The following is a 23,420-nucleotide window of genomic DNA, read 5'->3' on the forward strand; positions in this document are numbered from 1 at the left end:
TCGAATGGTCGGTCGGTTGTCCGCTCGTTCAGGCTGCGGTGTCGACCGCTTCGAACAGCGCGGCAATCTGGGCTCGCTCGATCGGTTCGAGCTCGGGCCTCCAGACGTCGAACAGCAGGACAAGCCGGTCCTCGTCCGAATTGTTCCAGGCTTCATGTTCAATCGTGTCGTCGAAGGCGAGCAACTCACCCTTGTGCCACTCGCGTTTCTGTGACCCGAGCCGCAATGCGCCGTTGCCCGGGACTATCAATGGTAAATGACAAATGTAGCGCGGATTGAGCATGCCGTGATGCGGTGGAATTTTCTTACCCGGCTTGAGCAAGGAGAGAAGCAGCGTCGGAGCGCGGTTGGGGATCGTGCAGACCGGGACTTCCTCGGTAATCGTACGATAGGCGATGGGCGCATAACGAATATGGTCTTCAACCGGAAGACCCTTCTCGATCAGGTCGAGCGAGCTCCAATCGTCATTGTCGAGCATTCCGTGCATGTCGCCTTGCGGACGATCGGCTTCCGCCTGGACATAGGGCTTGAACGTACCTGAACCGGCCAATAGACCGCGCGCTTCCTCGGCTATCTCCTCAGTACGCGCTTCCACCGCCTCGCGCCATTCGAATTGCCGCGTATCGGCAAACTCCACATGGGGGAGACCCGGATAATAATAAACATTGGGCATAGCCGGATAGGCACGCGATTCCGGCGGTCGCTCGGCCATGCCGATCATCATGGCAAGCGACTGGGCAAAACGTGGATGCCAAGCCCTCTGGGGGTGGCCTGCTTCAGTCAACGAGGCAACCAGGTGGCGCACGAAATGCCCCTGGATCTCTTGCATGGCCTGGACCGCGCGACTGGCTTCCCTGGTATCCGCCGGGCGCCCGCTCTGAGCCACCGAAACTGCCATGCCATAGAAAGAACCTGCGGCCCGCAATTCGCCATGCCCATAATGATGGTCGCCCTTGGCGATCAGTGCAGAAAAATCATACTGATCCCGCGATAGGCGCCTGTCTGCTTCCGCAACGGACATAACTGGTGGGGATGTAACTGGCATCGCGCGTTCCTGTCGATGAGATTGCAGACTGTCAGCGCCCCCGGCCAGGAGGTCAAGGATTTCCAGGCTCTCCGAATACCTCGAGTAGCGGACCGATATGCGCGGCGTAGTTCTGCCATCGTCCCGACGAACGCTTGTAGAGCGGTTCCCTCACTTGCCATGCGCTGGCCGTGCGGACCCGTGCATTTCCCCGGTGCGGTTCGAGGCACGCAACTTCCCATTCGAGATCTAGAAATTCGAGCAAGCGTCGCACTTCATTACGCGGATCGGCGACCAGCAAATCGTAATCCACGAAATGGATGTCATCTGGAAAGAGCGCCTGCCAGTGCGATGCGAGCCTTTCGTACTGGCTATGCCAATGTGCCACCCCTTGCAGCGTTGCGGCGTAACTTAGAGTGGGGTCGAGATGGGCGAAATACACCGATAGACAATTATCGAGCGGATTGCGCCGTGTCAGGACGATCTTTGCCCGGGGAAACAGGCGTTTGATCAATCCCACATGTAGAAAATTGTCAGGCCGTTTGTCGGTCAAACCTTCGCCCCGGAGGCCCATCCGCGCCAGACCCTCGAGATAAAGTCCGCGCAGTCGGTCGTAAAAAGCTTCCGTTTGACCAGCGAGCGACTGAGGATAGGGCTGCAAGCGCTCACGGACCATGTTCGGCAACAGGGGCAGTTCGCCCCCGGCCTTGATATGGCTGTGTGCTGCCAGGATTCTCTCGACAAGCGTCGATCCAGAGCGGAACATCCCGCAGATGAATATGGGTGACGCGCCACCACCGCTCGCTTCGTTACCTCGGGAAGGGAAGGCCGCGATCAGCGCCTCAATGAATCGCTCCGCTCCCGCTGGATCGTAAGGATGCGGGGCCAGCCCGCGGCTCGCTTGGTTGGCAAGGCGATAGGCGGCAAACGCCTCGTCGTATTGTCGGCACTCGTCGAGCGCACGCCCCAGTGCATAACCCATATCCGCGCGTTCGAGCGCGGTGCGACCGGCTTGCGCGACCGCTTTCCGCAAGCGCGCAATGAGCGGATCGTCCGGCCCCTCGAAACGAGTGACTTCGGCGAGGCGCATCAGCGCCATCGGATTTTCCGGTTCGAGTTCGAGTGCCCTCCCATATGCGTGACAAGCCGCTTCGCGGTCGCCCGCATCCTCGCGGATGTTTCCGAGGTTAAGCAGCGCCGGTACATAGTCGGCCCGGATGTCCAGTGCAGCCTCGAGCGCTTCCAGCGCTTCTTCCGGCTTCGCCAGATCATCTACCAAGATAACGGCGCGATTAAGATGGACCTCTTCGGCTCGTGCAGCGCCATGCTCCAGGGCCGCATCATAGGCGCAAAGGGCTGAATGGAAATCGCCCTTCATCCTCAGCAGCAGACCGTAATTGACCCAGTCGTCGGCCCGCTGCGGATCCCTCTCCAGCAAGCGCCCATATGTCTCGCGCGCCGCGTCGAAGCGGCCCGAGCGATAGAGCAAAGCCGCCTCTCGCGAGAGCGCATTCGCCGTCGCGCGCATCAGCTGTAGATCAGGTGCGGGGCAATTGTTTCCCGCCACGCCGCTTCGTCGGCCTCGGCGCGTTCGTCGAGATCGTCGGGCACTGCCTCGGGATCGTCGACCCATTCGCGTAAGGCCGATCCCCCGTTTATGACGTCGATCGCAAGCCGGTCGAACTCGTACTCGTAGGGAAAATCGCGCCACAAGGGATAAGCGGGGTAGAGGCGGCGGATGGCCTTGAAGGCCAGCGCCTGCAAGCGCCAGGGGCGAAAGGCGTGGTGATCGTAGAACTTGCCTTCCGCATGCACCATCAACCCGTTGCACAGCGTACCGGCATGCTTGTGGAAAGTCGGTTCGAACCAGCATTCGCGGATCGCGCAGCCGCGCATCCATACCGGCGCCAGATCATGCATTTCGGCCAATACCGCCTTCGCATCCACATCGGGCGCGCCGAACAACACCTCGAGCGGGCGTGTCGTCCCCCTGCCCTCGCTCAGCGTGGTGCCCTCGAGCATGACCGTGCCGGCATAGGCGCGCGCCATGTTGAGACTGGCGGCATTGGGGCTGGGATTGATCCAGATCCGGTCTTCGGGCCAGCCATAGCCCGGCGCCTTGCCCGGCGTCCAACCGCGCATCTCGATCACCTTCAGATCGACGTCGAGGCTGAAATGGTCGACGAACCAGTGCGCCATCTCGCCCATGGTGAGGCCATGCCGCATTGCCATGGGCGCGGCTCCGACGAAGCTTTCCTGGCCTGGCTCGAGCAGCGTCCCCTCTATCGGCCCACCGGCGGGGTTGGGACGGTCGAGGACCCATACCGATTTGCCCGTCTTCGCTGCTTCCTCGAGCAGGTAGAGCAAGGTCGTGACGAAGGTGTAGATCCGGCAACCGAGGTCCTGCAGGTCGAATAGGAACACGTCGGCGCTCGACATCATCTGGCCGGTCGGGCGGCGCACTTCGCCATAAAGGCTGAAGACCGGGATGCCGTATTGCGGATCGGTCTCGTCGGTCGTTTCGACCATATTGTCCTGCTTGTCGCCCTTGAGCCCGTGCTGCGGGCCTAAGGCGGAGCTCACATTGATGTCGCGCCCGATCAACGCGTCGAGCGAATGGTCGAGGCTGGCGGTGACCGAAGCGGGATGTGCGATCAAGGCAACGCGCTTGCCCTCGAGTGGTCTGCGCAATTCCTCTTCGGTGATAAGCCGATCGATGCCGAATTTCATGCCGCGTTCGGTGCCGCAAGCTGCGCTATGAAGCAAGCCGGATCATGGAAATCGGGCGCGTCAGTGGCGTGGTCGAGCGCCCAATAGCTCTTCCGCCCGCCTCGCTCCTCGATGACACAGGTCAATGCCATCGCGCACGAACCGGTTGGCAGGCCGGCACGCGGCAGCGCGGCATCGAAGATCGCGAAACTGCTGCCTTGGCGAATCGTGCACCCAGGTTCCCGCGGCAACTCACGCTGGCGCATTCCTTCCCGATAGGCGGTGAAATCATACGCATTCCACCGCTCGGAAGGCGAAAGGTTGAACTCGCAATAGGCTTCGCCGCCCTCGGGGCACAGGAACAACTCGAAACAGGTGGTTTGCCACAAGCCGTCCGCGCGGCCCTTGCCTGCAAAGGGTGGGATCACGAGATCGACCGAATTCTCGATCCGCCAGCGCAGTCTAAGCCAGTTTTCATCGCGCCCGGTGATTCGCGCCTCGACGGCTGAAACCGCCCGGGGAGGATGGGCCGGGTGCGGCCGCAATCGGTACGTTTCCATGCCGCTCCTTACCTGCTAGCGGGCGCTTCGTCATGAGCAACTATTCGTCCGATCTCCTGCGCCTCCTCGACGAGCGCGGCTATATCCACCAGATCACCGATGCTGCAGGCCTCGATGCGCTCGCTGCCGCGCAGATAGTGCCGGGCTACATCGGCTTCGATGCCACCGCACCCTCTCTCCATGTCGGCAGCCTCGTGCAGATCATGATGTTGCGGCGCCTCCAGCAGGCCGGGCACAAGCCGATCGTGGTGATGGGCGGCGGGACGACCAAGGTCGGCGATCCCAGCGGCAAGGACGAAAGCCGCAAGATGCTCACCGATGCGGATATCGCGGCGAATATCGCCGGGATCCGCGAGGTCTTCGAGCGCCTGCTGGCTTTCGGCGACGGCCCCACCGACGCCGTGATGGTCGACAACGACGAATGGCTGAGCCGACTTGGCTACATCGAGCTGCTGCGCGATGTCGGCCCGCACTTCACCATCAACCGCATGCTGACCTTCGATTCGGTGAAACTGCGGCTCGAACGCGAGCAGCCGCTGACCTTCCTCGAATTCAACTACATGATCCTGCAGGCCTATGATTTCCGCGAGCTGGCACAGTGCTACGGCTGCCGGCTGCAGATGGGCGGAAGCGACCAATGGGGCAATATCGTCAACGGCATGGAACTCGCGCGCCGGATGGACGGCAGCGAATTGTTCGGCCTGACCACGCCGCTGCTGACCACCGCCGACGGCGCGAAGATGGGCAAGACCGCGGCCGGAGCGGTGTGGCTCAACGAGGCCCAGCTGCCGAGCTACGATTTCTGGCAATACTGGCGCAACGTCGATGATCGCGATGTCGGTCGTTTCCTGCGCCTCTTCACCGACCTCCCGCTCGACGAGATCGCCCGGCTCGAGGCGCTGGAGGGTGCCGAGATCAACCGCGCGAAGACCGTCCTTGCCAATGAGGTAACCAAGCTCGTTCGGGGTGAGGACGCCGCCGCGCTGGCAGAGCGCACCGCTGCGGAAACCTTTGCCGGCGGTGGCGCGGGGGAAGACCTTCCCTCCCTCGCCCTTGGCGACGAGGGCATGCGCATTGGCGCGGTTCTCACTGCGCTTGGCTTCACCGCCTCGAATGGCGAAGCCAAGCGTAAGCTGGCCGAAGGCGCGGTCAAGCTCGACGGTGCGGCGATCACCGACCCGGGGGTTCTCGTGACCGTGGCTGTTGGGGACGAGGCCAAGCTCAGCCTGGGCAAAAAGAAGCACGCGATCCTGCGCCGCTAAAACTTCGCAAGCGGCAGGTTTCGTTGCCGAATCGGGCGCTCGATTTACCATTTGGCAGCCTTTTGCCTGCATAGGGTTCAGTCTGACTGCACCGTTGCAAAAGGATCGCCAGTATGGCTGTCGGAGCCCAACTCAGCGTAACCGACCAACGGCGCATGGCGCGCCATCCGGTCGATCATCCCGTGATCGCCGAACATTTCGGCAAGGGAGACGTGCGGCTGCACATCGCCAATATTTCCGCCAACGGTTTCATGATCGACAATGCCGATGGTATCGGCCGCGGTGAACGCGTGATCGTACGCCTCCCGGTGATCGGGCGGATCGAGGCCTATTGTATCTGGACGCGCGACAACCGCGCCGGCTTCCAATTCGAACGGATCATCCGGATCGACGATTTTCTCGCCATGATCGACACGCTGCAGCCCAATCCGCGCCTGCGCAAACAGCGCTAGTCCCAAACGCTTCTACTAGAACGACAAGCAGGCCCGTCTTCACAACCGATGGCGGGCCTGCCATGCGTCCGGCGTGACCGAAACCGACGCTCCCGCATTCCGGCAATCGCCGCTGCGCATCGCCAATTTTCGGGCCTACTGGCTCAGCCGCTTGACGATGACGCTGGCACAATATGCGATGATGCTGATTATCGGCTGGCAGACCTACAACATCGCCCGCGACAGCGGATTGGGGGTCGCCGCAGCATCGGGGCAGCTGGCGCTGATCGGCCTGCTGCAATTCGTGCCGCTGTTCCTGCTGACGCCCTTTTCGGGATGGGCAGCAGATCATTTCGATCGCCGCAATATCGCCCGCCTGACCGTGCTCGCGCAGTTCGGCTGCGCTTCTGCGCTGGCGTGGTTGACCTGGAGCGACAAGCTCACGCTGCCCGCGCTGTTCGGCGTCGCCATCGTGCTCGGGGTGGTGCGCGCCTTCAACGGACCGGCACTGTCGGCACTCGCGCCGAACCTCGTTCCCAAGGCAATCCTTCCCAATGCCATCGCGCTGTCGAGCATTGCCTGGCAGGTCGGCATGATCGTGGGCCCCGCGATCGGTGGCTATACCCACGCGATCCTCCCCGCCCTGCCCTATTTCGTCGCTTGCGTTCTGTTCGCGGTGGCGCTGACCGCGCTGTCCTTCATCGGACAGGTACCGCAGCCGCCGCGCGAGGCGAACAAGCGCCCGATCCACCAGATGGTCGAGGGGTTGCGTTATGTCATACGCAACAAGATGGTCCTCGGTGCGATCACGCTCGATCTCTTCGCCGTGTTTCTCGCTGGCGCGACCGCACTGTTCCCGGTCTTCGCCCGCGACATTCTGGAGGTCGGCGAGACCGGCCTCGCGCAGCTCGCCATGGCCCCTGCAGTCGGCGCTGCTCTGACCGCACTGTGGTTCAGCTTCCGGCCGCTCAGGACCAATGTCGGTCCCAAGATGCTTGGCGCGGTCGCGCTGTTCGGCTTCGCCACGGTGGTGTTCGGCCTCTCGACATGGATGCCGCTCAGCCTAGCAATGCTGTTCATCGTCGGTGCGGCGGACATGTTCAGCGTCTATATCCGCCAATCGCTGATCCAGCTGCACACGCCCGACGACAAGCGCGGCCGCGTCTCCTCGGTCAGCCTGCTGACGATCAGCGCCTCGAACGAATTCGGCGATTTCTTCTCGGGCAGCCTCGCCTACCTTGTCGGCCCCGTGCTGGCAGTGGTCGGTGGCGGCGCGGGAGCGATCGTCACCGTCGCCATCTGGGCCCGGATATTCCCCGTGCTGCGCACCACGCGGACCTTTGACCCGCCTGACGAATTGCTAGACACTCCCCCCGAAGACAAAATGCAGGAGCAGATGCCATGAAAGCCGACTCCGTCCTCGCCACTATCGGCGGAACCCCACATATTCGCCTCGCCCGCCTGTTCCCCGACGACGAGGTCTGGGTGAAGAACGAACGCGCCAATCCCGGGGGCTCGATCAAGGACCGCATCGGTCTCGCCATGATCGAAGATGCCGAAAAGGCGGGCAAGCTGAAGGAAGGCGGCACGATCATCGAGCCGACCAGCGGCAATACCGGTATCGGCCTCGCCATGACCGCGGCGGTGAAGGGCTACAAGCTGGTCCTCGTCATGCCCGAAAGCATGAGCGTCGAACGCCGCCGCCTGATGCTGGCCTATGGCGCGACCTTCGACCTGACGCCCAAGGAAAAGGGCATGAAGGGCGCGATCGAGCGCGCGCAGGAGCTGGTCGAACAGACCGAGGGCGCATGGATGCCGAGCCAGTTCGACAATGAAAGCAACTGGAAGGTCCATGCGCGCACCACCGCGCAGGAAATCCTCGACGACTTCGCCGAAACGCCGATCGACGCGCTGATCACCGGGGTGGGCACGGGCGGGCACCTGACCGGCTGTGCCGAAGTGCTCAAAAAGACCTGGCCTGCCATGAAGGCCTGGGGCGTCGAGCCAGAACTGTCGCCTGTCATCAGCGGCGGCCAGCCCGGCCCGCACCCGATCCAGGGCATCGGCGCGGGCTTCATTCCCGGCAATCTCCACACCGACGCTATCGACGGGGCGATTCAGGTCGCTGCCGAAGATGCCAAGGAAATGGCACGCCAGTGCGCGGTGAAGGAAGGCCTGCTGGTCGGCATCTCGAGCGGCGCGACGCTGGCAGCAATCAAGAGGAAGCTTGCCGACTTGCCCGCGGGAAGCCGCGTACTCGGCTTCAACTACGACACGGGCGAGCGCTATCTTTCGGTACCGGACTTTCTGCCGGAGTGATGGATTTCGTGAAGGTCGAATATCGCGATGGCGCGGTCGAGCTGACCGCGCTTCACGCTCGGCCGGAGGGAACGCCCCGCGCCGGGGTGGCGATCTTTCCGACCTTCATGAATTCCACTCCCGGCGTCGAGGCCAAGGCGCAGCAACTTGTTGAGGCGGGCTATGCCGTCCTGATCGGAGATTTCTACGGCCCCGAAGCTCCTGCGAACTTCGAAGAAGCCTTCGCAGCCATGGGCCGATTGCGTGGCGATCCGCAGGCGATGCGACAGCGGCTTCGCGCGACGCTCGACCTGCTGCGCAAACTCGAAACCGACATCCCGCACCTCGCCATCGGCTTCTGTCTCGGCGGGATGGCCGTGCTCGAAATGGCACGCGACGGGCAGGACCTCGCTGGCGTCGTGAGCTTTCACGGCCTGCTCGAAACCGCCCTGCCCGCCAACAAGTCGATCAATCCGCGTATCCTCGTCTGTCACGGCGATGCCGACGCGCTTGTCCCGCGCGAGCAGGTAACGGGCTTCTGGGAGGAAATGGATGCGGTGAAGGCGAGCTGGCATTTCCATTCCTACGCCGAGGTCGAGCACGGCTTCACCAATCCGCGCATGCTCGATGGCTCACCCAACCCCGCCTATAATGCCAGCGCCGATCGCCAAAGCTGGGCGGCGATGCACGCCTTGTTCGACGAGCTACTTGGGTAGAACGAAAAGGCCCGAGCCGAAGCCCGGGCCTTTCGATTTCAAGAAGTTCGGAACCCTAAGCGGTGGTGGCAAAGGCCTCCTCGCCCAACGCCATCATGCTGTCGCTGCCCGCCTCGAGCTTGCGGCGCAGCGCACCGGCGTCGGGCAGGAAGCGATCCATGTAGTAGCGCGCGGTTGCCAGCTTGGCTTCGTAGAACGCCTTGTCATCGGTTCCGCCAGCAAGCGCCGCCTGCGCGACCTTGGCCATGCGTAGCCACATCCAGCCCAGCGTCACGATGCCCATGATGTGCATGTAGTGATGGGCGCCCGCGCCGAGGTGGTTGGGGTTCTGCATAGCATTGTTCATGAACCACATGGTCGCGGCCTGCTGCTGGCCGAGCGCTTTTTCCAGTGCCTCGGCGAGCTGACCGAGCTCCTCGTCGCCCTTGGCCGCAGCAATGTCCTCGCCAACAGCCTTGAAGAAAGCCTGGATCGCTGCCCCCCCCTTGCTGGCGAGCTTGCGGCCGCACAGGTCCATCGCCTGCACGCCGTTGGTGCCTTCATAGATCTGGGCGATACGCGCATCGCGGACGAACTGGCTCATGCCCCATTCCTCGATGTAGCCGTGGCCGCCGAAGACCTGCTGCATGTTGGTGGCGACTTCATAGCCCTTGTCGGTGCCATAGCCCTTGATGACCGGTGTCAGCAGGCCGATCATCGCATCGGCTTCGGCGCGCTCTTCCTCGGTCTGCGCCTTGTGCGTCAGATCGACCAGCAGGGCACCCCAGAGGCACAGCGCGCGCATCCCCTCGGTGAAGGCCTTGGCATCCATCAGCATTCGGCGCACGTCGGGGTGGACGAAGATCGGATCTGCCTGGGCCTCGGGATCGACCGGGCCGGTCAGCGCGCGCCCCTGCCGACGATCGAGCGCATAGGCGACGGCGTTCTGATAGGCGACCTCCGCCTGGCTCAGGCCCTGGATACCGACGCCGAGGCGCGCGGCGTTCATCATGATGAACATCGCGGCGAGGCCCTTGTTCTCCTCGCCGACCATCCAGCCCTTGGCGCCATCGTAATTGAGGACGCAGGTCGAGTTCGCATGGATGCCCATCTTGTGCTCGATCGAGCCGCACATCACGCCGTTGCGCTCGCCCGGATTGCCATCCTCGTCGACAAGGAACTTGGGCACCACGAAAAGCGAGATGCCCTTGGTGCTGTCCGGCGCTCCCGGCGTCTTCGCGAGCACGAGGTGGATGATGTTCTCGCTCATGTCGTGCTCGCCGGCCGAGATGAAGATCTTGGTGCCGGTGATCGCATAGGACCCGTCGTCATTGGGGACGGCCTTTGTGCGGATCATGCCGAGATCAGTGCCGCAATGGGGCTCGGTCAGGTTCATGGTGCCGGTCCACTCGTTCGACACCATCTTGGGCAGATACATTTCCTTCTGTTCCTGGCTGCCCTTGGCGATCAGCGCCGAGATCGCGCCATTGGTGAGGCCGGGATACATCCCGAAAGCCTGGTTGGCGCTCGAGATGAATTCCTCCATCACAAAGCCGAGGACGTGAGGTAGGCCCTGGCCACCGAATTCCTCGGGCTGCGCCAACGTACCCCAGCCCGCTTCACGGAACTTGTCGAAAGCCTCCTTGAAACCCTTCGGCGTGGTGACCGAGCCGTCCTCGTTGCGCGTGCAGCCTTCCTGGTCACCGGGCAGGTTGAGCGGGGCGAGGACCTCGGAGCAGAACTTGCCGCCCTCGTTGATGACCGCGTCGGTGACGTCGGCGCTGGCCATCTCGAACCCCGGAAGGTTGCCGTAACCGGAAAGGTCGAGCAGCTCGTTGACGATGAAGCGGGTATCGCGGGTGGGCGCGGTATAGCTGGGCATCTGCGTGTCCTTGGGTCTGGTTTTGGTCGGCGTCGTGCCGGTGGGAGGCTAGTCAGTCGGAATCGAGATTTTCGATATGATCGATGAATTCGGTGAGTTCGTGGATCGAACTGTCGATGTCGTCGCGCTGTTCCTTGAGCTTGGCGACATGCGCCTTGCATTTCTCGACCGTAACGCGTCGCTGCTCGACGCGGCCGTCACCGAGATCGTAGAGATCGATCATCTCGCGGATCTCGGTGAGCGAGAAACCGACGTTTTTTGCGCGCATGATCCACGCAAGCCGGGCACGGTCGCGCTTCGAATAGATGCGGGTCAGGCCAATGCGCGAGGGGGCGATCAGCCCCTCGTCCTCGTAGAATCGCAGAGCGCGGGCGGTACAGCCAAACTCGCTTGTCAGGTCGGAAATCGAATATTGCTCGCGACCGAGCTCGTCGGGGCGCTCGATATGGGCGCCGGCATGGCGGCGATCGCCATTGTCGGCGCGAAAATCCTTGGGCAGCGGCTTGGTCATGCGCTGCACATAATCGCACGTTTACGTAAGCGTCAAGTCTTGACGGGTTGGAGAGCATCGCCTTCGAGCCGACGATAGAAACAACTCGGCGCACCAGTATGGCAGGTCGGTCCCTCCGGTCGACAGACCAGCAGCAAGGCATCCTGATCGCAATCGACGAGAATTTCCTCCACCGCGAGGACGTGACCGGAACTCTCGCCTTTCTTCCATAGCCGGTCGCGCGACCGGGAATGGAAATGCGCAAATCCCGTCTCGCGGGTGGCGGCTAACGCCTCGGCGTCCATGAACCCGACCATCAGCACAACGCGCGTCTCGGCGTGGACGACGATCGCACTCAGCAGCCCCTTGTCATCGAATTTGGGCATGAACGTCGGCCCTGCCTCGCGCTCGTTCACATCGGTCACATCACCACCCTTCACCTCGAACCTGGCGGCCACACTTGTTGCAAGATAACCACAAAGTCGACCCAAAATCGGGCTTTGGCGCAAATGCTTGTTTGTTCAAGCCGTCATTTAAGTAACAAATGTGTCCGCAGGCACGTGAGGCCTGCCCACCGGAGCAGGTGCCAGTCAGAGCGCCAGGTTCAGGGGGTCACGGATACGCAGCCGCGATCGAGGGTTTACGCGGCGCATCCGAAAACGATGAGGGATGGACCCATGGTGCATGCTGGGGGGCTGCACCGGCGCCGCAAGGCGGGTCCGGTAAAATTCGTCACGTGGCGCCCGGGATCGCAAGGTCCCGGGCGTTTCGTTTTCCGGTCAGACGTCGAGCGCCTCCTCGAGGACGCGAGCGAAGCAGGCAATGGTGACACTCGCCGCCCCGCCCCGCTTGAGTGCACGAACGCAGCTGTCGCTGGTCGCCCCGCTGGTCAGCACGTCGTCGACCAGCAGGATGTCGCGGCCCTCTACCGCGCTCCGTCGGCGGGAATTCAGCAGGATCGATCCCGACAGGGCACGCGCGCGCGCCTTCCGACCGAGCCCGCCGAGCGTGGGCGTGGGCTTGGCCCTGACGAGCGCGTCGACGCATAGCCGTCCGTGCCCGAGCGCCTGCAACTCGCGCGCAAGCAATCCCGCCTGGTTGAACCCGCGCCGCCACTGGCGCCAGCGATGAAGCGGGACGGGAACGATCACCCGCTCGGGATCCGTCACGGGCAGACGCGCAGCCATCAGGCGGGCCAGCATCGGCGCAAGAGCCAGTCGGCGGCCATGCTTGAAGGCAAGCACGAGCTGCCGTGAGACATCGGTGTAGAGCGTGCCCGCAGCGATGCCGTCGTGCCGCGGCGGGTTCGCAAGACAGGGGGCGCAGATCGCCCCGGCTTGCGGCCCGCTGTCGCCGAACGGACGCTGGCAGGCGGCGCAACTCGGCTCGCCCGGGATCACCAAACCTTCCCAGCAGGCCGCGCACAAGCCGCCCTGCTCGGCCACGCCGCCACCGCAGGCGGGGCAGCGCGGCGGGTAGACGAAATCCACCAGCGGCGCGAGGCTGGCGGCGAGGAAACGGCTTGTCGACACCTTCGCAGGCTGCACCGCTTGCGCCGGGCTGGCAAGCGCGGCAGGGGCAGAGCCATGGCCCAGCAAGCCCCGCCCCGGATCTTCTCGCGCCGCCGCCGGATCGTCGGCCTGCGCCGGGCGCGGGTCCGCCAGGCGCATCGCAATGCGGCGCGCTATATCCTCGACGACATGGTCGAGGACGTGCTCGACCGGCTCGAATTCGTCCGCATGAACCCTCGCCGTGTGCTCGTCATCGGCGACTGGACCGGCACGCTCGCGCTGTCGCTGCGCGGTGCGGGGGCGCAGGTCCAGGAACAGGATGTCGCCTCGCTCGACGAGGAAGCGCCGATCGAGGCGGTGCCCTACGACCTCGTCGTCAGCCTCGCCTCGCTCGACCGGGTCAACGACCTGCCCGGTGCGCTGCTCCATATCCGCAACGCGCTGACCGAAGGCGGGATGATGATCGCCAGCTTCCTCGGCGCGGGCAGCCTGCCCAATCTGCGCCGCGCGATGCTCGCCGCCGAGCCCGACCGGCCCGCGGCGCGGATGCACCCGCTGGTCGACAACCGCGCGGCCTCGGCGCTGCTCGAGCGCGCACTGTTCCGGCGCCAGGTGGTCGACAGCCGGACGCTGACGGTATCCTTCGGTTCGCTCGACCGGCTTGTCTCGGACCTGCGCGACCAGGGCCTCGGCAGCGCGCTGGCGAGTGCCCCGCCGCCGCTCGGCAAGGCCGCGCTGGAACGCGCCGAAACCGCTTTCCGCAAGGCCGCCAACAGGAAAGGCCGCGTCCTCGAAAGCTTCGAGATCCTGACGCTAACCGGCTGGAAGGATTAGCGCAGGCTTGCCTGCGCCGCCGCGAGCCGGGCGATCGGCACGCGGTAGGGCGAGGCGCTGACGTAATCGAGCCCGGTCGCCTCGCAGAAGGCGATGCTGGCCGGATCGCCGCCGTGTTCGCCGCAAATGCCGAGCTTGAGCCCGTCGCGCACAGCCCGGCCGCGTTCGGCGGCGAGTTCGACCAGCTGGCCGACCCCGTCGACATCGAGGCTGACGAAGGGATCGCGCGCAAAGATGCCCTTGTCGACATAGGTCGTCAGGAAGCGCCCGGCATCGTCGCGGCTGACGCCGAGCGTGGTCTGCGTCAGGTCGTTGGTGCCGAAGCTGAAGAATTCGCCGACCTCGGCGATTTCGCCCGCCATCAGCGCCGCGCGCGGCAGTTCGATCATCGTGCCGACGAGATAGTCGAGCGTAACCCCGGTGTCGGCGAAGACCTCCTCCGCCACCCGGTCGACCACATCCTTGAGCAGTTCGAGCTCGCGGCGGGTCGCGACCAGCGGTATCATGATCTCGGGCACCGGCGCCTCGCCGCTATCCTTGGCGACCTGGCAGGCGGCCTCGAAGATCGCGCGCGCCTGCATCTCGTAGATCTCGGGATAGGTGATCCCGAGGCGGCAGCCGCGATGGCCGAGCATGGGGTTGAATTCGTGCAGCTCGCCCGCGCGGCGCCGCAGCTTGTCGATCCCCACGCCGGTCGTCTCGGCCAGATCCTCGAATTCGGCATCGCCATGCGGCAGGAACTCGTGCAGCGGCGGGTCGAGCAGGCGGATCGTGCAGGGCAGCCCTGCCATGACTTCGAAGATCGTTACAAAATCGCTGCGCTGTTCGGGCAGCAGTTTGGCGAGCGCGGCGCGGCGGCCTGCCTCGCTATCGGCGAGGATCATCTCGCGCACCGCGCTGATCCGGCCCGCGTCGAAGAACATATGTTCGGTCCGGCACAGTCCGATACCCTCGGCGCCGAACTGGCGCGCCATGCGGCATTCGGTTTCGGTCTCGGCATTGGTGCGCACGCGCATGCGGCGATGCTTGTCGGCCCATTCCATCAGCGTTCCGAAATCGCCGGCGAGTTCGGGTTCGATCGTCGCCACCTCGCCCGCCATCACCTGGCCATTGGCACCGTCGATGGTGATGACATCGCCTTCGAGCAGGTCGCGATCGCCGATCCGCAGGCTGCGCCCCGCCCGGTCGATCGAGACCGCCGAAGCGCCCGAAACGCAGGGGCGGCCCATGCCGCGCGCGACCACCGCCGCGTGGCTGGTCATCCCGCCGCGTGCGGTGAGGATGCCGGTCGCGGCATGCATGCCGTGAATATCCTCGGGGCTGGTTTCCACGCGCACGAGGATGACTTTTTCGCCCCGCCCGGCCCAGGTCTCGGCGGTATCGGCATCGAGCACGATCCGTCCGCTCGCCGCGCCGGGCGATGCCGGCAGGCCGGTGGTCAGCACGTCGCGCGGCGCATCGGGATCGAGCGTCGGGTGGAGCAGCTGGTCGAGCGCCATCGGATCGACGCGCAGGATCGCGGTCTTTTCGTCGATCAACCCCTCGCCGACCATGTCGACCGCCATTTTGAGCGCGGCCTTGGCGGTGCGCTTGCCGCTGCGCGTCTGGAGCAGCCACAGCTTGCCCTGCTGCACGGTGAACTCGATGTCCTGCATGTCGGCGTAATGACGTTCGAGCAGCTCGAACAGCCGCGCGAGCTCGGCGAAGGCCTCGGGCATCGCCTCTTCCATGCTCGGCTTGTCGGCCCCCGCCGCCTCGCGCCGCGCCTTGGTCAGATATTGCGGCGTGCGGATGCCCGCGACCACATCCTCGCCCTGCGCATTGACCAGCCATTCGCCGTAATAGGCCTTCTCGCCGGTAGAGGGGTCGCGCGTGAAGGCGACGCCGGTGGCGCTCGTGTCGCCCATGTTTCCGAACACCATCGCCTGTACGTTGACCGCGGTCCCCATGTCGTGCGGAATATCGTTGAGGCGGCGGTATATCTTGGCGCGATCGGTATCCCAGCTGTCGAACACCGCGCTGATTGCGCCCCACAGCTGTTCGACCGGGTCTTGCGGGAATGGCTTGCCCAGCTCTTCCTCGACAATGGCCTTGTACTGACCGACCAGCGCCTTCCATTCCCCGGCGCTCAGTTCGGTATCGGCGTAATAGCCATTGTCTTCCTTGGCGATTTCGAGCGCTTCCTCGAACAGGCCGTGGTCGACGCCGAGCACGACATCGCCATACATCTGGATGAAGCGGCGGTAGCTGTCCCAGGCAAAGCGTTCGTCGCCGCTGGTCTTCGCCAGCCCCTCGACGGTTTCGTCGTTGAGGCCGAGGTTGAGGACCGTGTCCATCATCCCGGGCATGGAGATCGCTGCGCCCGAGCGGACCGAGACGAGCAGCGGGTCGGCGGCATCGCCGAAGCCCTTGCCGACGGTCGCCTCGACATGCTTCAGCGCCTCGGCGACGTCGCGGCGTAGCTTGTCGGAGAAATCCGAGCCGCCCGCGAGATATTTGAGGCATTCCTCGGTCGCGATGGTGAAGCCGGGGGGGACCGGCAGGCCGATGCTGGCCATTTCGGCGAGATTGGCGCCCTTGCCGCCGGTAACGGTCTTGTCCTTCTGCCGTGCATTCGAATGCGGAGCGTTGCCGCCGAAGGTGAAGACCGTATCGTTCATCGTGTCCCTTCCGGGGTGACGAAGGTTACACCGCGTCACCCGATAAAATTCTTACAAGCCGCTGTTTTCCGGCACCTTTGCGTAAAGTGACGGACAGCGGTGCGGGCGCGAAATCAGCCCTCGATGCGGCTGAAGTCGGCCACTTTGTGCACTGCAGCACGAAAGGCCGCAAGCAGGTCGAGCCGATGGGCCCGCTTCATTTCTTCATCCGCGTTTACCGTCACTTCATCGAAGAAACGGTCGATCGGTGCACGCAGCGACGCGAGCGCCGCCATAGCGGCGGAGAAGTCTTCCGCCTCAATGGCCCGCGCCGCTGCCGGTTCCGCCTGTGCAAGCGCATCCATCAGTGCCTTTTCGGCCGGCTCGGGCGTGTAGGAAAGCTGTTTCGCATGGCGCTCGGCCATCTTGGCGTCGATCACCGCCTTCATGTCGGGATCGTCGACCAGCGCCAGCGGGTCTTCCTCGCCGGTGCGCGCGATCTCGCCCTCGGTGCCGTGCCAGTCTTCCTTCTTGAGGATGTTGGCGGCGCGTTTGTAGCCGGCCAGCAGGTTGGCGCCGTCTTCGCTGTCCATGAAGGACTGGAGCGCCTTCACCCGGGCGAGCAGGCGGACAAGATCGTCCTCACCACCAAGCGCGAATACCGCGTCGATCAGGTCGTAGCGAACGCCGGCTTCGCGCTGCTGGACCTTGAGGCGGTCGGCGAAGAAGTCGAGGAGGTCCCACGATTGGAGCAAATGCAATCGTCCCTCGATGCCGCGATCGGTCGAGAGCTCAGGTACACCCATCGATATGGCTTGCTTCGCGAGAACCCCCTTCGAAAGAGCGTCCGCCTTCGCACGGTCGGCATCATCCCGACTACGTCGCACTAATTGCTGATTGAGATTTCGAATTGCGAAATCGGTAATGTCCAACAGGGGCAGCCGGGTTCGACTTTCTGTTAGAATTAATATTATACCCAAAGCAGAGCGACGAAGCGCGAAAGGGTCTTTGGAGCCAGTGGGACGCTCCCCTTCGGAGAAGAAGCTCGAAAGACTATCAATCTTGTCCGCCAGGCTGACCGCCACCGTCACCGGAGCAGTCGGCACTTCGTCGCCCTGACCCACCGGCTTGTAGTGATCGCGGATAGCATCGGCGACTTCGTCGGGCAGACCCTCAGCACGGGCGTAGTAACCGCCCATCAGGCCCTGCAGCTCGGGGAACTCGCCGACCATTTCGGTGACGAGGTCGGCCTTGCACAATTCGGCGGCCTGTTGCGCCCAGTCCGCTAACTGCTCCTTCGTCACCCCGGCCCCCGAGCCGGGGTCGTGCTTTTCCTTTGCAGCGCCGGAAGAAGCACCACCCCGGATCAAGTCCGGGGTGACGATATCCGATTCCACCAGCCAGCGAGCCAGCTTGGCGACGCGCTCGACCTTGTCGGCGACGGTGCCGAGCTTCTCGTGGAAGGTGATCCGCTCGAGCCCCTTGGCGTGCTGGGCGAGCGTCTTCTTGCGGTCGACGTCCCAGAAGAAGCGCGCATCGGCGAGGCGCGCCGCGAGGACCTTGCGGTTGCCGTCGATCACGCGCGCGCCGCCGTCTTCCGCCTCGATATTGGCGGTGCAGATAAAGGCGTTGGCGAGTCTGGCCTCCCCGGCACGGGGAGGGGGACCATCCGCAGGATGGTGGTGGGGCAGGTCCGGCTGCTCGGAACCGTTCTGATCAGACGGAGGTGCCCCTCCACCACTGCGTGGTCCCCCTCCCCCGTCGGGGGAGGCTGTGCAGACGAAATACTTCTGGTTCACGCGCGCGGTGAGCTGGATCGTCTCGGGCGGGACCTCGAGGAAATCCTCCTCGAACCGGCCGAGCAGCGGGACGGGCCATTCAGTGAGGCCGGCATTCTCGATTACCAGTCCCTCGTCCTCGACAAGTGTGAGACCGCCTTCGGACGCGACCTTTGCGGCGCCCTTTCGGATCAGGTCCTGCCGCTCTTCGTGGTCGACGATGACATGGCCCGCGCGCAGCTTCATCGCGTAATCAGCGGCATTGCCGATGGTGATGTCGCCCGAATGGTGGAAACGGTGGCCGAGCGTGACCGCGCCCGAGGTGACGCCGTGCACTTCGCATTCGATGACTTCGTCACCCAGCAGCGCAACGATGCCCGACAGCGGGCGAACCCAGCGCAGGCTCTCGGTGCTGATCGAGGCGGCGCCCCAGCGCATCGACTTGGGCCAGCTGAAATCGCGCACGATCGCGGGGATTGCCTCGGCGAGCAGGTCCTTGGTCGCGCGGCCGGGAATGTTCTTCACGGCGAAGTAGGTCTCGCGCCCCTTCACATCGCGAGTTTCGAGCGCGCCCTTTTCGACTCCGGCTTTGCGGCAGAAGCCGTCGATGGCCTGGTCGGGTGCGCCGACGGGCGGTCCCTTGAGTTCCTCGCTGATGGCCTCGGTGGCCTCGGGAAGGCCGCGCGCGATCAGCGCAAGACGGCGCGGGGTCGACCAGACGGTGATGGCTCCGGTTTCGACACCGGCTGCGTCCATCTCGCGGCGGAACAGCTTTTCAAGCTCGGCGCGCGCGCCTGCCTGCATGCGGGCGGGAATTTCTTCGCTGCGCAGTTCGAGGAGGAAGTCAGACATTGGCCGCCTCCTCGTCATTGCGAGGCGCCGCAGGCGCCGCTGCAATCCAGAAAGCGCGGGACTGGATTGCTTCGCCACGCTCGCAATGACGGATCATGATCTGGTGTGGTGCGAGGGCGCTCATTTCGACCACTCCGGATATTTCTCTGCCCACACGGGCGCTTCCTTTTCCATGTAGGCTTCGCAGCTGCCACGGGCGAGATCGCGGACGCGGCCCATATAGCTGGCGCGTTCCTGCACGCTGATCACGCCGCGCGCCTGCAGCAGGTTGAAGATGTGGCTGGCCTCGACCGCCTGCTCATATGCAGCGATGGGCACGTTGTGTGAGAGCGCGTTCTTGCACTCGGCCTCGGCCTTGTTGAACAGGTCGAACAGCGCGTCGGTCTCGGCGACCTCGAAGTTCCATTTCGACATCTGCTTCTCGTTTTCGAGAAACACATCGCCATAAGTGACGCCCCGCCCGTTGAAATCGAGGTCATACACGTTGTCGACGCCCTGGATATACATGGCGAGGCGTTCGAGCCCGTAGGTCAGCTCGCCCGCGACCGGCTTGCAGTCGAAGCCGCCCATCTGCTGGAAATAGGTGAACTGCGTGACTTCCATTCCGTCGCACCAGACTTCCCAGCCAAGGCCCCATGCTCCGAGCGTCGGGCTTTCCCAGTCGTCTTCCACGAAGCGGATGTCGTGCTTCAGCGGATCGATGCCGATGACGCGCAGACTCTCGAGATAGAGGTCCTGGATGTCCGCCGGGCTCGGCTTCAGGATCACCTGGTACTGGTAATAGTGCTGCAGCCGGTTGGGGTTCTCGCCATAGCGGCCATCGGTCGGGCGGCGGCAGGGCTGCACGAACGCCGCGTTCCACGGCTCGGGCCCGAGCGCGCGCAGCGTGGTGGCGGTGTGGAAGGTGCCCGCGCCCATGCGCATGTCGTAGGGCTGAAGGATGAGGCACCCCTGCGCGCTCCAGAAATCGTGCAGCGCGAGGATCATGTCCTGGAAGGAATTTTGCGGGTTGCGGTCCATGGCGGCGGGCAATGGCGCAAGCGCGAAACGCGGTCAATCCTGCCGAGGAGGGAAGTTTGATGACATGGTCGCCTTACTTTTGGTAAAGGAGATTTGCCATTGGAAAGCTTGCTTGACATATAGCGCCGGCCACCACCCGCCCTCGGGCCCGAAATCACTGCTGACAAATCCGTCGGCACAAGTAAGGGATCGTGTCCATGAAACTGTCTGCCGCCAACTTCGCCTGGCTCCCCGCCGTCGCGCTCCTCCTGCAAGGCTGCGCGACGGCGCCCGATAGCGAGCTGGCATCCTCGCCCGCGCCCACCGTTGCCCAACAGCAACCTGTCCAGCGCACCGGACCCGCCTTGTGGAAGGTCGCCGACGAAGACACCACGATTTATCTCTTCGGCACGGTACACGCGCTGCCCAAGGATACCGAATGGTATGGCGGCCCGATCGAGAGCGCCCTCGCCGGAGCGGACGAGCTCATCACCGAAATCCCCGCCTCGGCGGCGCAGGATCCGGCGGCACAGCAGATGGTCATGAGCAAGGCCCTGCTTCCCCAGGGCGAGACGCTGCGCGACCGGCTCAGCGACGAGGATCGCGCCAGTTTCGAAGCCGCGCTGGGCACACTCGGCATGCCCCCGGCGGCGTTCGACCCTTTCGAGCCGTGGTTCGCGGGCATGAACCTCGGCGTCCTGCCGCTGATGAGGGAGGGCTATTCCGCGGAGAGCGGCGTGGAAGCGATGATCGAGAAGCTGGCCCCCGCCGATGCGAAGCGCGCCGGGCTGGAATCTCTCGACGATCAGATCAACCTCTTCGACGGCCTGCCGGAGGATTCGCAGATCGCCTTCCTGATGGTTGCGGCCGACAATATCGACCAGATCGCCCCGCTGATGAAGCGCATGATCACCGAGTGGCTGGAGGGCGATGCCGATGGACTCGCCGAGCTGATGAACCAGGGCCTCGCCGACCCGGTGCTCGCCGATGCGCTGCTCTATGATCGCAATGCGCGCTGGGCCGACTGGATCGACGCGCGGCTCGATGATCCCGGCACGGTATTCCTCGCGGTCGGTGCCGGGCATCTCGCCGGCTCGCGCAGCGTACAGGACTTTCTTGCCAGTCGCGGCCTCACCGTGACGCGGATCCAGTAATTGTCCCGTAGGCGGTCAGGCACAAATCCAGTCTTGCCAAGCGCTTCAAACAATGCAGGGAAGCGAGCGTGACCGCCCGATCGTTCTCCCCGCTTTTTCTCGCCCTGGCGCTGCTGCTCGCCGCCTGCGGCAAGCAGGCCGACAATGCCAAGCCCGAAGGCCCCTACCCGGCACTGTGGGAAATCGCCGACAGCAAGGGCGCGGTCGAAGGCTGGATGTTCGGTACGATTCATGCCCTGCCCGACGACACCAAATGGCGCTCGCCCAAACTCGACGCGATCCTCGGCAAGGCCGATATGCTGGTGGTCGAGGTCGCCAATCTCGAGGATAGTGCCGAACTTTCGAAGACCTTCGAGCAGATGGCCTTCGACCGCCCAGCGGGCCCGATCGCGCAGCGTATCGACCCCGATCTGACCGACGAGTTCGAGACGCTGCTGGTCAGGGCCAAGGTGCGCCGCGCCTATTTCGACCCGATGGAAAGCTGGGCCGCCGCGCTGGCGCTGGCGCAGGTGGCGCAATCGGCCAAGTCGGAAAACGGCGCCGACCGCGCGCTTCTCGCAGCCTTCGACAAGCGCGAGGTGGTGGAGCTGGAGGGCGCGCGCGGGCAGCTCGAAATCTTCGACCGGCTGCCCGAGACGGAGCAGCGCGACCTGCTCAATGCGGTGCTCAGGGAATCGCGCGACTACGACGATGGTATGGGCACGCTCGCCAAGGCCTGGCTGACAGGAGATACCGACCGGCTCCAGCAACTGACCCGGCGCGGCATCCTGGCCGATCCCGAACTCGTCCAGGTGCTGCTGCGCAATCGCAACGCCAACTGGGCGGCTCAGATCGAGAACCTCCTCTCGGCACGCGACAAGCCGCTGATCGCGGTCGGCGCGGGGCACCTGCTCGGCGAGGCGGGCCTCCCCGCCATGCTCGAGGCACGCGGTTACAAGGTCCGGCGGATCGAATAGAAGCTGCGCTCTTCACGCTTGCTTTTCCCGCGCATCCTGCTAGGCGCGCGCCTCCGGCACCATGGTCATCCCTGGAGGCGTGGTGGACCGGGTAACCAATATGCATTCGAAAGGTAAGTGACATGAGCGACGCTCTGACCCTGCCGGCCGAGACGCGCGAACGGGCTGGCAAGGGAGCCTCCCGTGCACTGCGTCGCGATGGCCGCGTCCCCGCCGTGATCTATGGCGGCAAGGAAGAACCCACCCTGATCCACGTGGAAGAGAAGGAACTGGTCCGTCAGCTGATGACCGGTCACTTCATGAACTCGATCGTCGAGATCGAAGTGGGCGGCAAGAAGCTGCGCACGCTTCCCAAGGACGTTGCTCTGCACCCCGTCAACGACCGCCCCGAGCACGTCGACTTCCTACGTCTGTCGAAGAACGCCAAGGTCGAAGTCAGCGTCCCGGTCGTGTTCACCAACGAAGAAGCCTCGCCGGGCCTCAAGAAGGGCGGCGTGCTGAACATCGTCCGTCACGAGCTCGAGCTGGTCTGCGAAGCCGACAAGATCCCGAGCGAGATCGAAATCGACGTCACCGGCAAGGAAGTCGGCGACTCGATCCACATCAGCGAAGTCAGCCTGCCCAAGGGCAGCGAAAGCGCGATCACCGATCGCGACTTCACCATTGCCACGCTGGTCGCTCCCTCGGCGCTCAAGAAGGCCGAAGGCGATACCACGCAGGAAGGTGAAACCGCTGCCGACGACGTGCCCGCCACCGAGCAGGACGCCGAAGAAGAAGCAGAAGGCGAAGGCGGCGAGGACTGATCCTTTCCACCTGCCGCTTTGGCCTATACGAGACGCCGGCCCCCAGCGGGGCCGGCGTTTTGCTTTGGGAGAGCCGCGATGACAGATGCCCCGACCTATCTCGACGTCTCGCCGCAGTCGGGCGCACGGTTTTTCGGCACGCCCGGCGACGGGCCGGTGGTCATGCTCAACCTGCTGCGCTTCCGCGATCGTGCGGACTATGCCCACGCACCCGACCTCGAACCGCAGGGCGGAACCAGCGGCGCCGAGGCCTATGTCCGCTACATGCGCGAGTTGGAACCGCTGCTGGCAGCCAGCGGCGGTGAAGTGCTGTTCGCGGGCAAGGCCGATGCCTTCCTGATCGGGCCCGAGGACGAGAACTGGGACTTCGCCATGCTGGTGAAGCAGGCGAGCAAGGCCAGCTTCCTCGCCTTCGCCGCGAACCCCGAAGCGCAACGCATCACCCGGCACCGCACCGCGGCGGTGTATGATTCGCGCCTGCTGCCGCTGTGGCCGGGGACCATGCCCGCCTAGGGCTTGGGTTCGCGGCCTTCACCAGCTAAC

General features: G+C 64.3%; 22 protein-coding genes. 10 read left to right on the top strand and 12 right to left on the bottom strand.

Annotation, left to right across the window (positions count from 1 at the left end):
* Nucleotides 1-28: 28 nt before the first annotated feature.
* The 4 genes from ACEQZ0_RS03125 to ACEQZ0_RS03140 form a co-directional block, all read right to left on the bottom strand.
* Nucleotides 29-712, bottom strand: a complete 684-nt coding sequence (locus ACEQZ0_RS03125; RefSeq protein WP_370188315.1) for an aspartyl/asparaginyl beta-hydroxylase domain-containing protein — start codon at nt 710-712, stop codon at nt 29-31.
* Between the two features lie 385 nt (nt 713-1,097).
* Entirely contained in the window at nt 1,098-2,552 is a 1,455-nt protein-coding gene (locus tag ACEQZ0_RS03130) for a sulfotransferase (RefSeq protein ID WP_370188317.1), read from the bottom strand.
* Nucleotides 2,552-3,754 carry an exo-beta-N-acetylmuramidase NamZ domain-containing protein gene (locus ACEQZ0_RS03135; protein WP_370188319.1) on the bottom strand — a complete coding sequence of 401 codons (1,203 nt, stop codon included), beginning with the start codon at nt 3,752-3,754 and terminating at the stop codon, nt 2,552-2,554. The genes ACEQZ0_RS03130 and ACEQZ0_RS03135 overlap by 1 nt, the downstream gene beginning before the upstream one ends.
* Entirely contained in the window at nt 3,751-4,293 is a 543-nt protein-coding gene (locus tag ACEQZ0_RS03140) for a DOMON-like domain-containing protein (protein ID WP_370188321.1), read from the bottom strand. Before ACEQZ0_RS03140 ends, ACEQZ0_RS03135 begins: the two co-directional genes overlap by 4 nt.
* 32 nt (nt 4,294-4,325) lie before the next feature.
* Here ACEQZ0_RS03140 and tyrS point away from each other — a divergent pair, with 32 nt between their 5' ends.
* The 5 genes from tyrS to ACEQZ0_RS03165 all read left to right on the top strand — a co-directional run bounded on the left by tyrS (nt 4,326) and on the right by ACEQZ0_RS03165 (nt 9,000).
* Nucleotides 4,326-5,555, top strand: a complete 1,230-nt coding sequence (tyrS, locus tag ACEQZ0_RS03145) for a tyrosine--tRNA ligase (protein WP_370188323.1) — start codon at nt 4,326-4,328, stop codon at nt 5,553-5,555.
* Between the two features lie 113 nt (nt 5,556-5,668).
* Nucleotides 5,669-6,007 carry a PilZ domain-containing protein gene (locus ACEQZ0_RS03150; protein WP_370188325.1) on the top strand — a complete coding sequence of 113 codons (339 nt, stop codon included), beginning with the start codon at nt 5,669-5,671 and terminating at the stop codon, nt 6,005-6,007.
* Between the two features lie 73 nt (nt 6,008-6,080).
* Complete coding sequence (locus ACEQZ0_RS03155; RefSeq protein ID WP_370188327.1) at nt 6,081-7,391, top strand: MFS transporter; 1,311 nt, start codon at nt 6,081-6,083, stop codon at nt 7,389-7,391.
* Nucleotides 7,388-8,305 (top strand): cysteine synthase A, encoded by a 918-nt coding sequence (gene cysK, locus ACEQZ0_RS03160; protein WP_370188329.1) that lies wholly within the window; start codon nt 7,388-7,390, stop codon nt 8,303-8,305. The genes ACEQZ0_RS03155 and cysK overlap by 4 nt, the downstream gene beginning before the upstream one ends.
* On the top strand, nt 8,305-9,000 hold the full coding sequence (locus ACEQZ0_RS03165; protein ID WP_370188331.1) for a dienelactone hydrolase family protein: 696 nt from the start codon (nt 8,305-8,307) through the stop codon (nt 8,998-9,000). Before cysK ends, ACEQZ0_RS03165 begins: the two co-directional genes overlap by 1 nt.
* Before the next feature lie 55 nt (nt 9,001-9,055).
* On the opposite strand, the gene ACEQZ0_RS03170 is transcribed toward ACEQZ0_RS03165, so the two are convergent.
* The 4 genes from ACEQZ0_RS03170 to ACEQZ0_RS03185 all read right to left on the bottom strand — a co-directional run bounded on the left by ACEQZ0_RS03170 (nt 9,056) and on the right by ACEQZ0_RS03185 (nt 12,883).
* Nucleotides 9,056-10,861 (bottom strand): acyl-CoA dehydrogenase C-terminal domain-containing protein, encoded by a 1,806-nt coding sequence (locus tag ACEQZ0_RS03170; protein ID WP_370188333.1) that lies wholly within the window; start codon nt 10,859-10,861, stop codon nt 9,056-9,058.
* Between the two features lie 52 nt (nt 10,862-10,913).
* Nucleotides 10,914-11,372, bottom strand: coding sequence for a MerR family DNA-binding transcriptional regulator (locus ACEQZ0_RS03175; protein WP_370188334.1), 459 nt, complete (start codon nt 11,370-11,372; stop codon nt 10,914-10,916).
* A 32-nt stretch (nt 11,373-11,404) separates the two neighbouring features.
* Nucleotides 11,405-11,737, bottom strand: coding sequence for a phosphoribosyl-AMP cyclohydrolase (gene hisI / locus ACEQZ0_RS03180; RefSeq protein ID WP_370189911.1), 333 nt, complete (start codon nt 11,735-11,737; stop codon nt 11,405-11,407).
* Between the two features lie 393 nt (nt 11,738-12,130).
* Nucleotides 12,131-12,883, bottom strand: coding sequence for a double zinc ribbon domain-containing protein (locus tag ACEQZ0_RS03185; protein WP_370188336.1), 753 nt, complete (start codon nt 12,881-12,883; stop codon nt 12,131-12,133).
* A 54-nt stretch (nt 12,884-12,937) separates the two neighbouring features.
* Here ACEQZ0_RS03185 and ACEQZ0_RS03190 point away from each other — a divergent pair, with 54 nt between their 5' ends.
* Nucleotides 12,938-13,696 (top strand): methyltransferase, encoded by a 759-nt coding sequence (locus tag ACEQZ0_RS03190; RefSeq protein WP_370188338.1) that lies wholly within the window; start codon nt 12,938-12,940, stop codon nt 13,694-13,696.
* Here the strand turns inward: ACEQZ0_RS03190 and ppdK are convergent.
* The 4 genes from ppdK to ACEQZ0_RS03210 all read right to left on the bottom strand — a co-directional run bounded on the left by ppdK (nt 13,693) and on the right by ACEQZ0_RS03210 (nt 19,985).
* Nucleotides 13,693-16,356 (bottom strand): pyruvate, phosphate dikinase, encoded by a 2,664-nt coding sequence (ppdK, locus tag ACEQZ0_RS03195; RefSeq protein WP_370188340.1) that lies wholly within the window; start codon nt 16,354-16,356, stop codon nt 13,693-13,695. The two genes, ACEQZ0_RS03190 and ppdK, sit on opposite strands and share 4 nt — an antisense overlap.
* Nucleotides 16,357-16,469: 113 nt before the next feature.
* Entirely contained in the window at nt 16,470-18,965 is a 2,496-nt protein-coding gene (locus ACEQZ0_RS03200; protein WP_370188342.1) for a glycine--tRNA ligase subunit beta, read from the bottom strand.
* Nucleotides 18,958-19,089 carry a hypothetical protein gene (locus ACEQZ0_RS03205; protein WP_370188343.1) on the bottom strand — a complete coding sequence of 44 codons (132 nt, stop codon included), beginning with the start codon at nt 19,087-19,089 and terminating at the stop codon, nt 18,958-18,960. The genes ACEQZ0_RS03200 and ACEQZ0_RS03205 overlap by 8 nt, the downstream gene beginning before the upstream one ends.
* Nucleotides 19,086-19,985: a glycine--tRNA ligase subunit alpha gene (locus tag ACEQZ0_RS03210; protein ID WP_370188344.1), complete on the bottom strand. Its 900-nt coding sequence runs from the start codon at nt 19,983-19,985 to the stop codon at nt 19,086-19,088. The genes ACEQZ0_RS03205 and ACEQZ0_RS03210 overlap by 4 nt, the downstream gene beginning before the upstream one ends.
* 197 nt (nt 19,986-20,182) lie before the next feature.
* Between ACEQZ0_RS03210 and ACEQZ0_RS03215 the strand changes: the two genes are divergently transcribed.
* The 4 genes from ACEQZ0_RS03215 (at nt 20,183) to ACEQZ0_RS03230 (ending at nt 23,390) form a co-directional block, all read left to right on the top strand.
* The gene (locus ACEQZ0_RS03215; protein WP_370188345.1) at nt 20,183-21,118 is read left to right on the top strand and encodes a TraB/GumN family protein; all 936 of its coding nucleotides are present in this window, start codon (nt 20,183-20,185) and stop codon (nt 21,116-21,118) included.
* 68 nt (nt 21,119-21,186) lie between these two features.
* Nucleotides 21,187-22,074, top strand: a complete 888-nt coding sequence (locus ACEQZ0_RS03220; RefSeq protein WP_370188346.1) for a TraB/GumN family protein — start codon at nt 21,187-21,189, stop codon at nt 22,072-22,074.
* 122 nt (nt 22,075-22,196) lie between these two features.
* On the top strand, nt 22,197-22,877 hold the full coding sequence (locus tag ACEQZ0_RS03225; protein WP_370188348.1) for a 50S ribosomal protein L25/general stress protein Ctc: 681 nt from the start codon (nt 22,197-22,199) through the stop codon (nt 22,875-22,877).
* Between the two features lie 78 nt (nt 22,878-22,955).
* Nucleotides 22,956-23,390 carry a DUF1330 domain-containing protein gene (locus ACEQZ0_RS03230; RefSeq protein ID WP_370188350.1) on the top strand — a complete coding sequence of 145 codons (435 nt, stop codon included), beginning with the start codon at nt 22,956-22,958 and terminating at the stop codon, nt 23,388-23,390.
* The last annotated feature ends 30 nt before the right edge of the window (nt 23,391-23,420 follow it).

Origin of the sequence: Qipengyuania sp., from assembly GCF_964227205.1 — a bacterium.
Lineage (GTDB): Bacteria > Pseudomonadota > Alphaproteobacteria > Sphingomonadales > Sphingomonadaceae > Qipengyuania.

Excerpts from the sequence above, each read along its gene's own strand:
- ACEQZ0_RS03125 (WP_370188315.1), bottom strand. The coding sequence starts at position 712 with ATGGCCGAGCGACCGCCGGAATCGCGTGCCTATCCGGCTATGCCCAAT.
- ACEQZ0_RS03130 (WP_370188317.1), bottom strand. The coding sequence starts at position 2,552 with ATGCGCGCGACGGCGAATGCGCTCTCGCGAGAGGCGGCTTTGCTCTAT.
- ACEQZ0_RS03135 (WP_370188319.1), bottom strand. The coding sequence starts at position 3,754 with ATGAAATTCGGCATCGATCGGCTTATCACCGAAGAGGAATTGCGCAGA.
- ACEQZ0_RS03140 (WP_370188321.1), bottom strand. The coding sequence starts at position 4,293 with ATGGAAACGTACCGATTGCGGCCGCACCCGGCCCATCCTCCCCGGGCG.
- tyrS (WP_370188323.1), top strand. The coding sequence starts at position 4,326 with ATGAGCAACTATTCGTCCGATCTCCTGCGCCTCCTCGACGAGCGCGGC.
- ACEQZ0_RS03150 (WP_370188325.1), top strand. The coding sequence starts at position 5,669 with ATGGCTGTCGGAGCCCAACTCAGCGTAACCGACCAACGGCGCATGGCG.
- cysK (WP_370188329.1), top strand. The coding sequence starts at position 7,388 with ATGAAAGCCGACTCCGTCCTCGCCACTATCGGCGGAACCCCACATATT.
- ACEQZ0_RS03165 (WP_370188331.1), top strand. The coding sequence starts at position 8,305 with ATGGATTTCGTGAAGGTCGAATATCGCGATGGCGCGGTCGAGCTGACC.
- ACEQZ0_RS03170 (WP_370188333.1), bottom strand. The coding sequence starts at position 10,861 with ATGCCCAGCTATACCGCGCCCACCCGCGATACCCGCTTCATCGTCAAC.
- ACEQZ0_RS03175 (WP_370188334.1), bottom strand. The coding sequence starts at position 11,372 with ATGACCAAGCCGCTGCCCAAGGATTTTCGCGCCGACAATGGCGATCGC.
- hisI (WP_370189911.1), bottom strand. The coding sequence starts at position 11,737 with ATGCCCAAATTCGATGACAAGGGGCTGCTGAGTGCGATCGTCGTCCAC.
- ACEQZ0_RS03190 (WP_370188338.1), top strand. The coding sequence starts at position 12,938 with ATGGCCCAGCAAGCCCCGCCCCGGATCTTCTCGCGCCGCCGCCGGATC.
- ppdK (WP_370188340.1), bottom strand. The coding sequence starts at position 16,356 with ATGAACGATACGGTCTTCACCTTCGGCGGCAACGCTCCGCATTCGAAT.
- ACEQZ0_RS03200 (WP_370188342.1), bottom strand. The coding sequence starts at position 18,965 with ATGTCTGACTTCCTCCTCGAACTGCGCAGCGAAGAAATTCCCGCCCGC.
- ACEQZ0_RS03205 (WP_370188343.1), bottom strand. The coding sequence starts at position 19,089 with ATGAGCGCCCTCGCACCACACCAGATCATGATCCGTCATTGCGAGCGT.
- ACEQZ0_RS03210 (WP_370188344.1), bottom strand. The coding sequence starts at position 19,985 with ATGGACCGCAACCCGCAAAATTCCTTCCAGGACATGATCCTCGCGCTG.
- ACEQZ0_RS03215 (WP_370188345.1), top strand. The coding sequence starts at position 20,183 with ATGAAACTGTCTGCCGCCAACTTCGCCTGGCTCCCCGCCGTCGCGCTC.
- ACEQZ0_RS03225 (WP_370188348.1), top strand. The coding sequence starts at position 22,197 with ATGAGCGACGCTCTGACCCTGCCGGCCGAGACGCGCGAACGGGCTGGC.
- ACEQZ0_RS03230 (WP_370188350.1), top strand. The coding sequence starts at position 22,956 with ATGACAGATGCCCCGACCTATCTCGACGTCTCGCCGCAGTCGGGCGCA.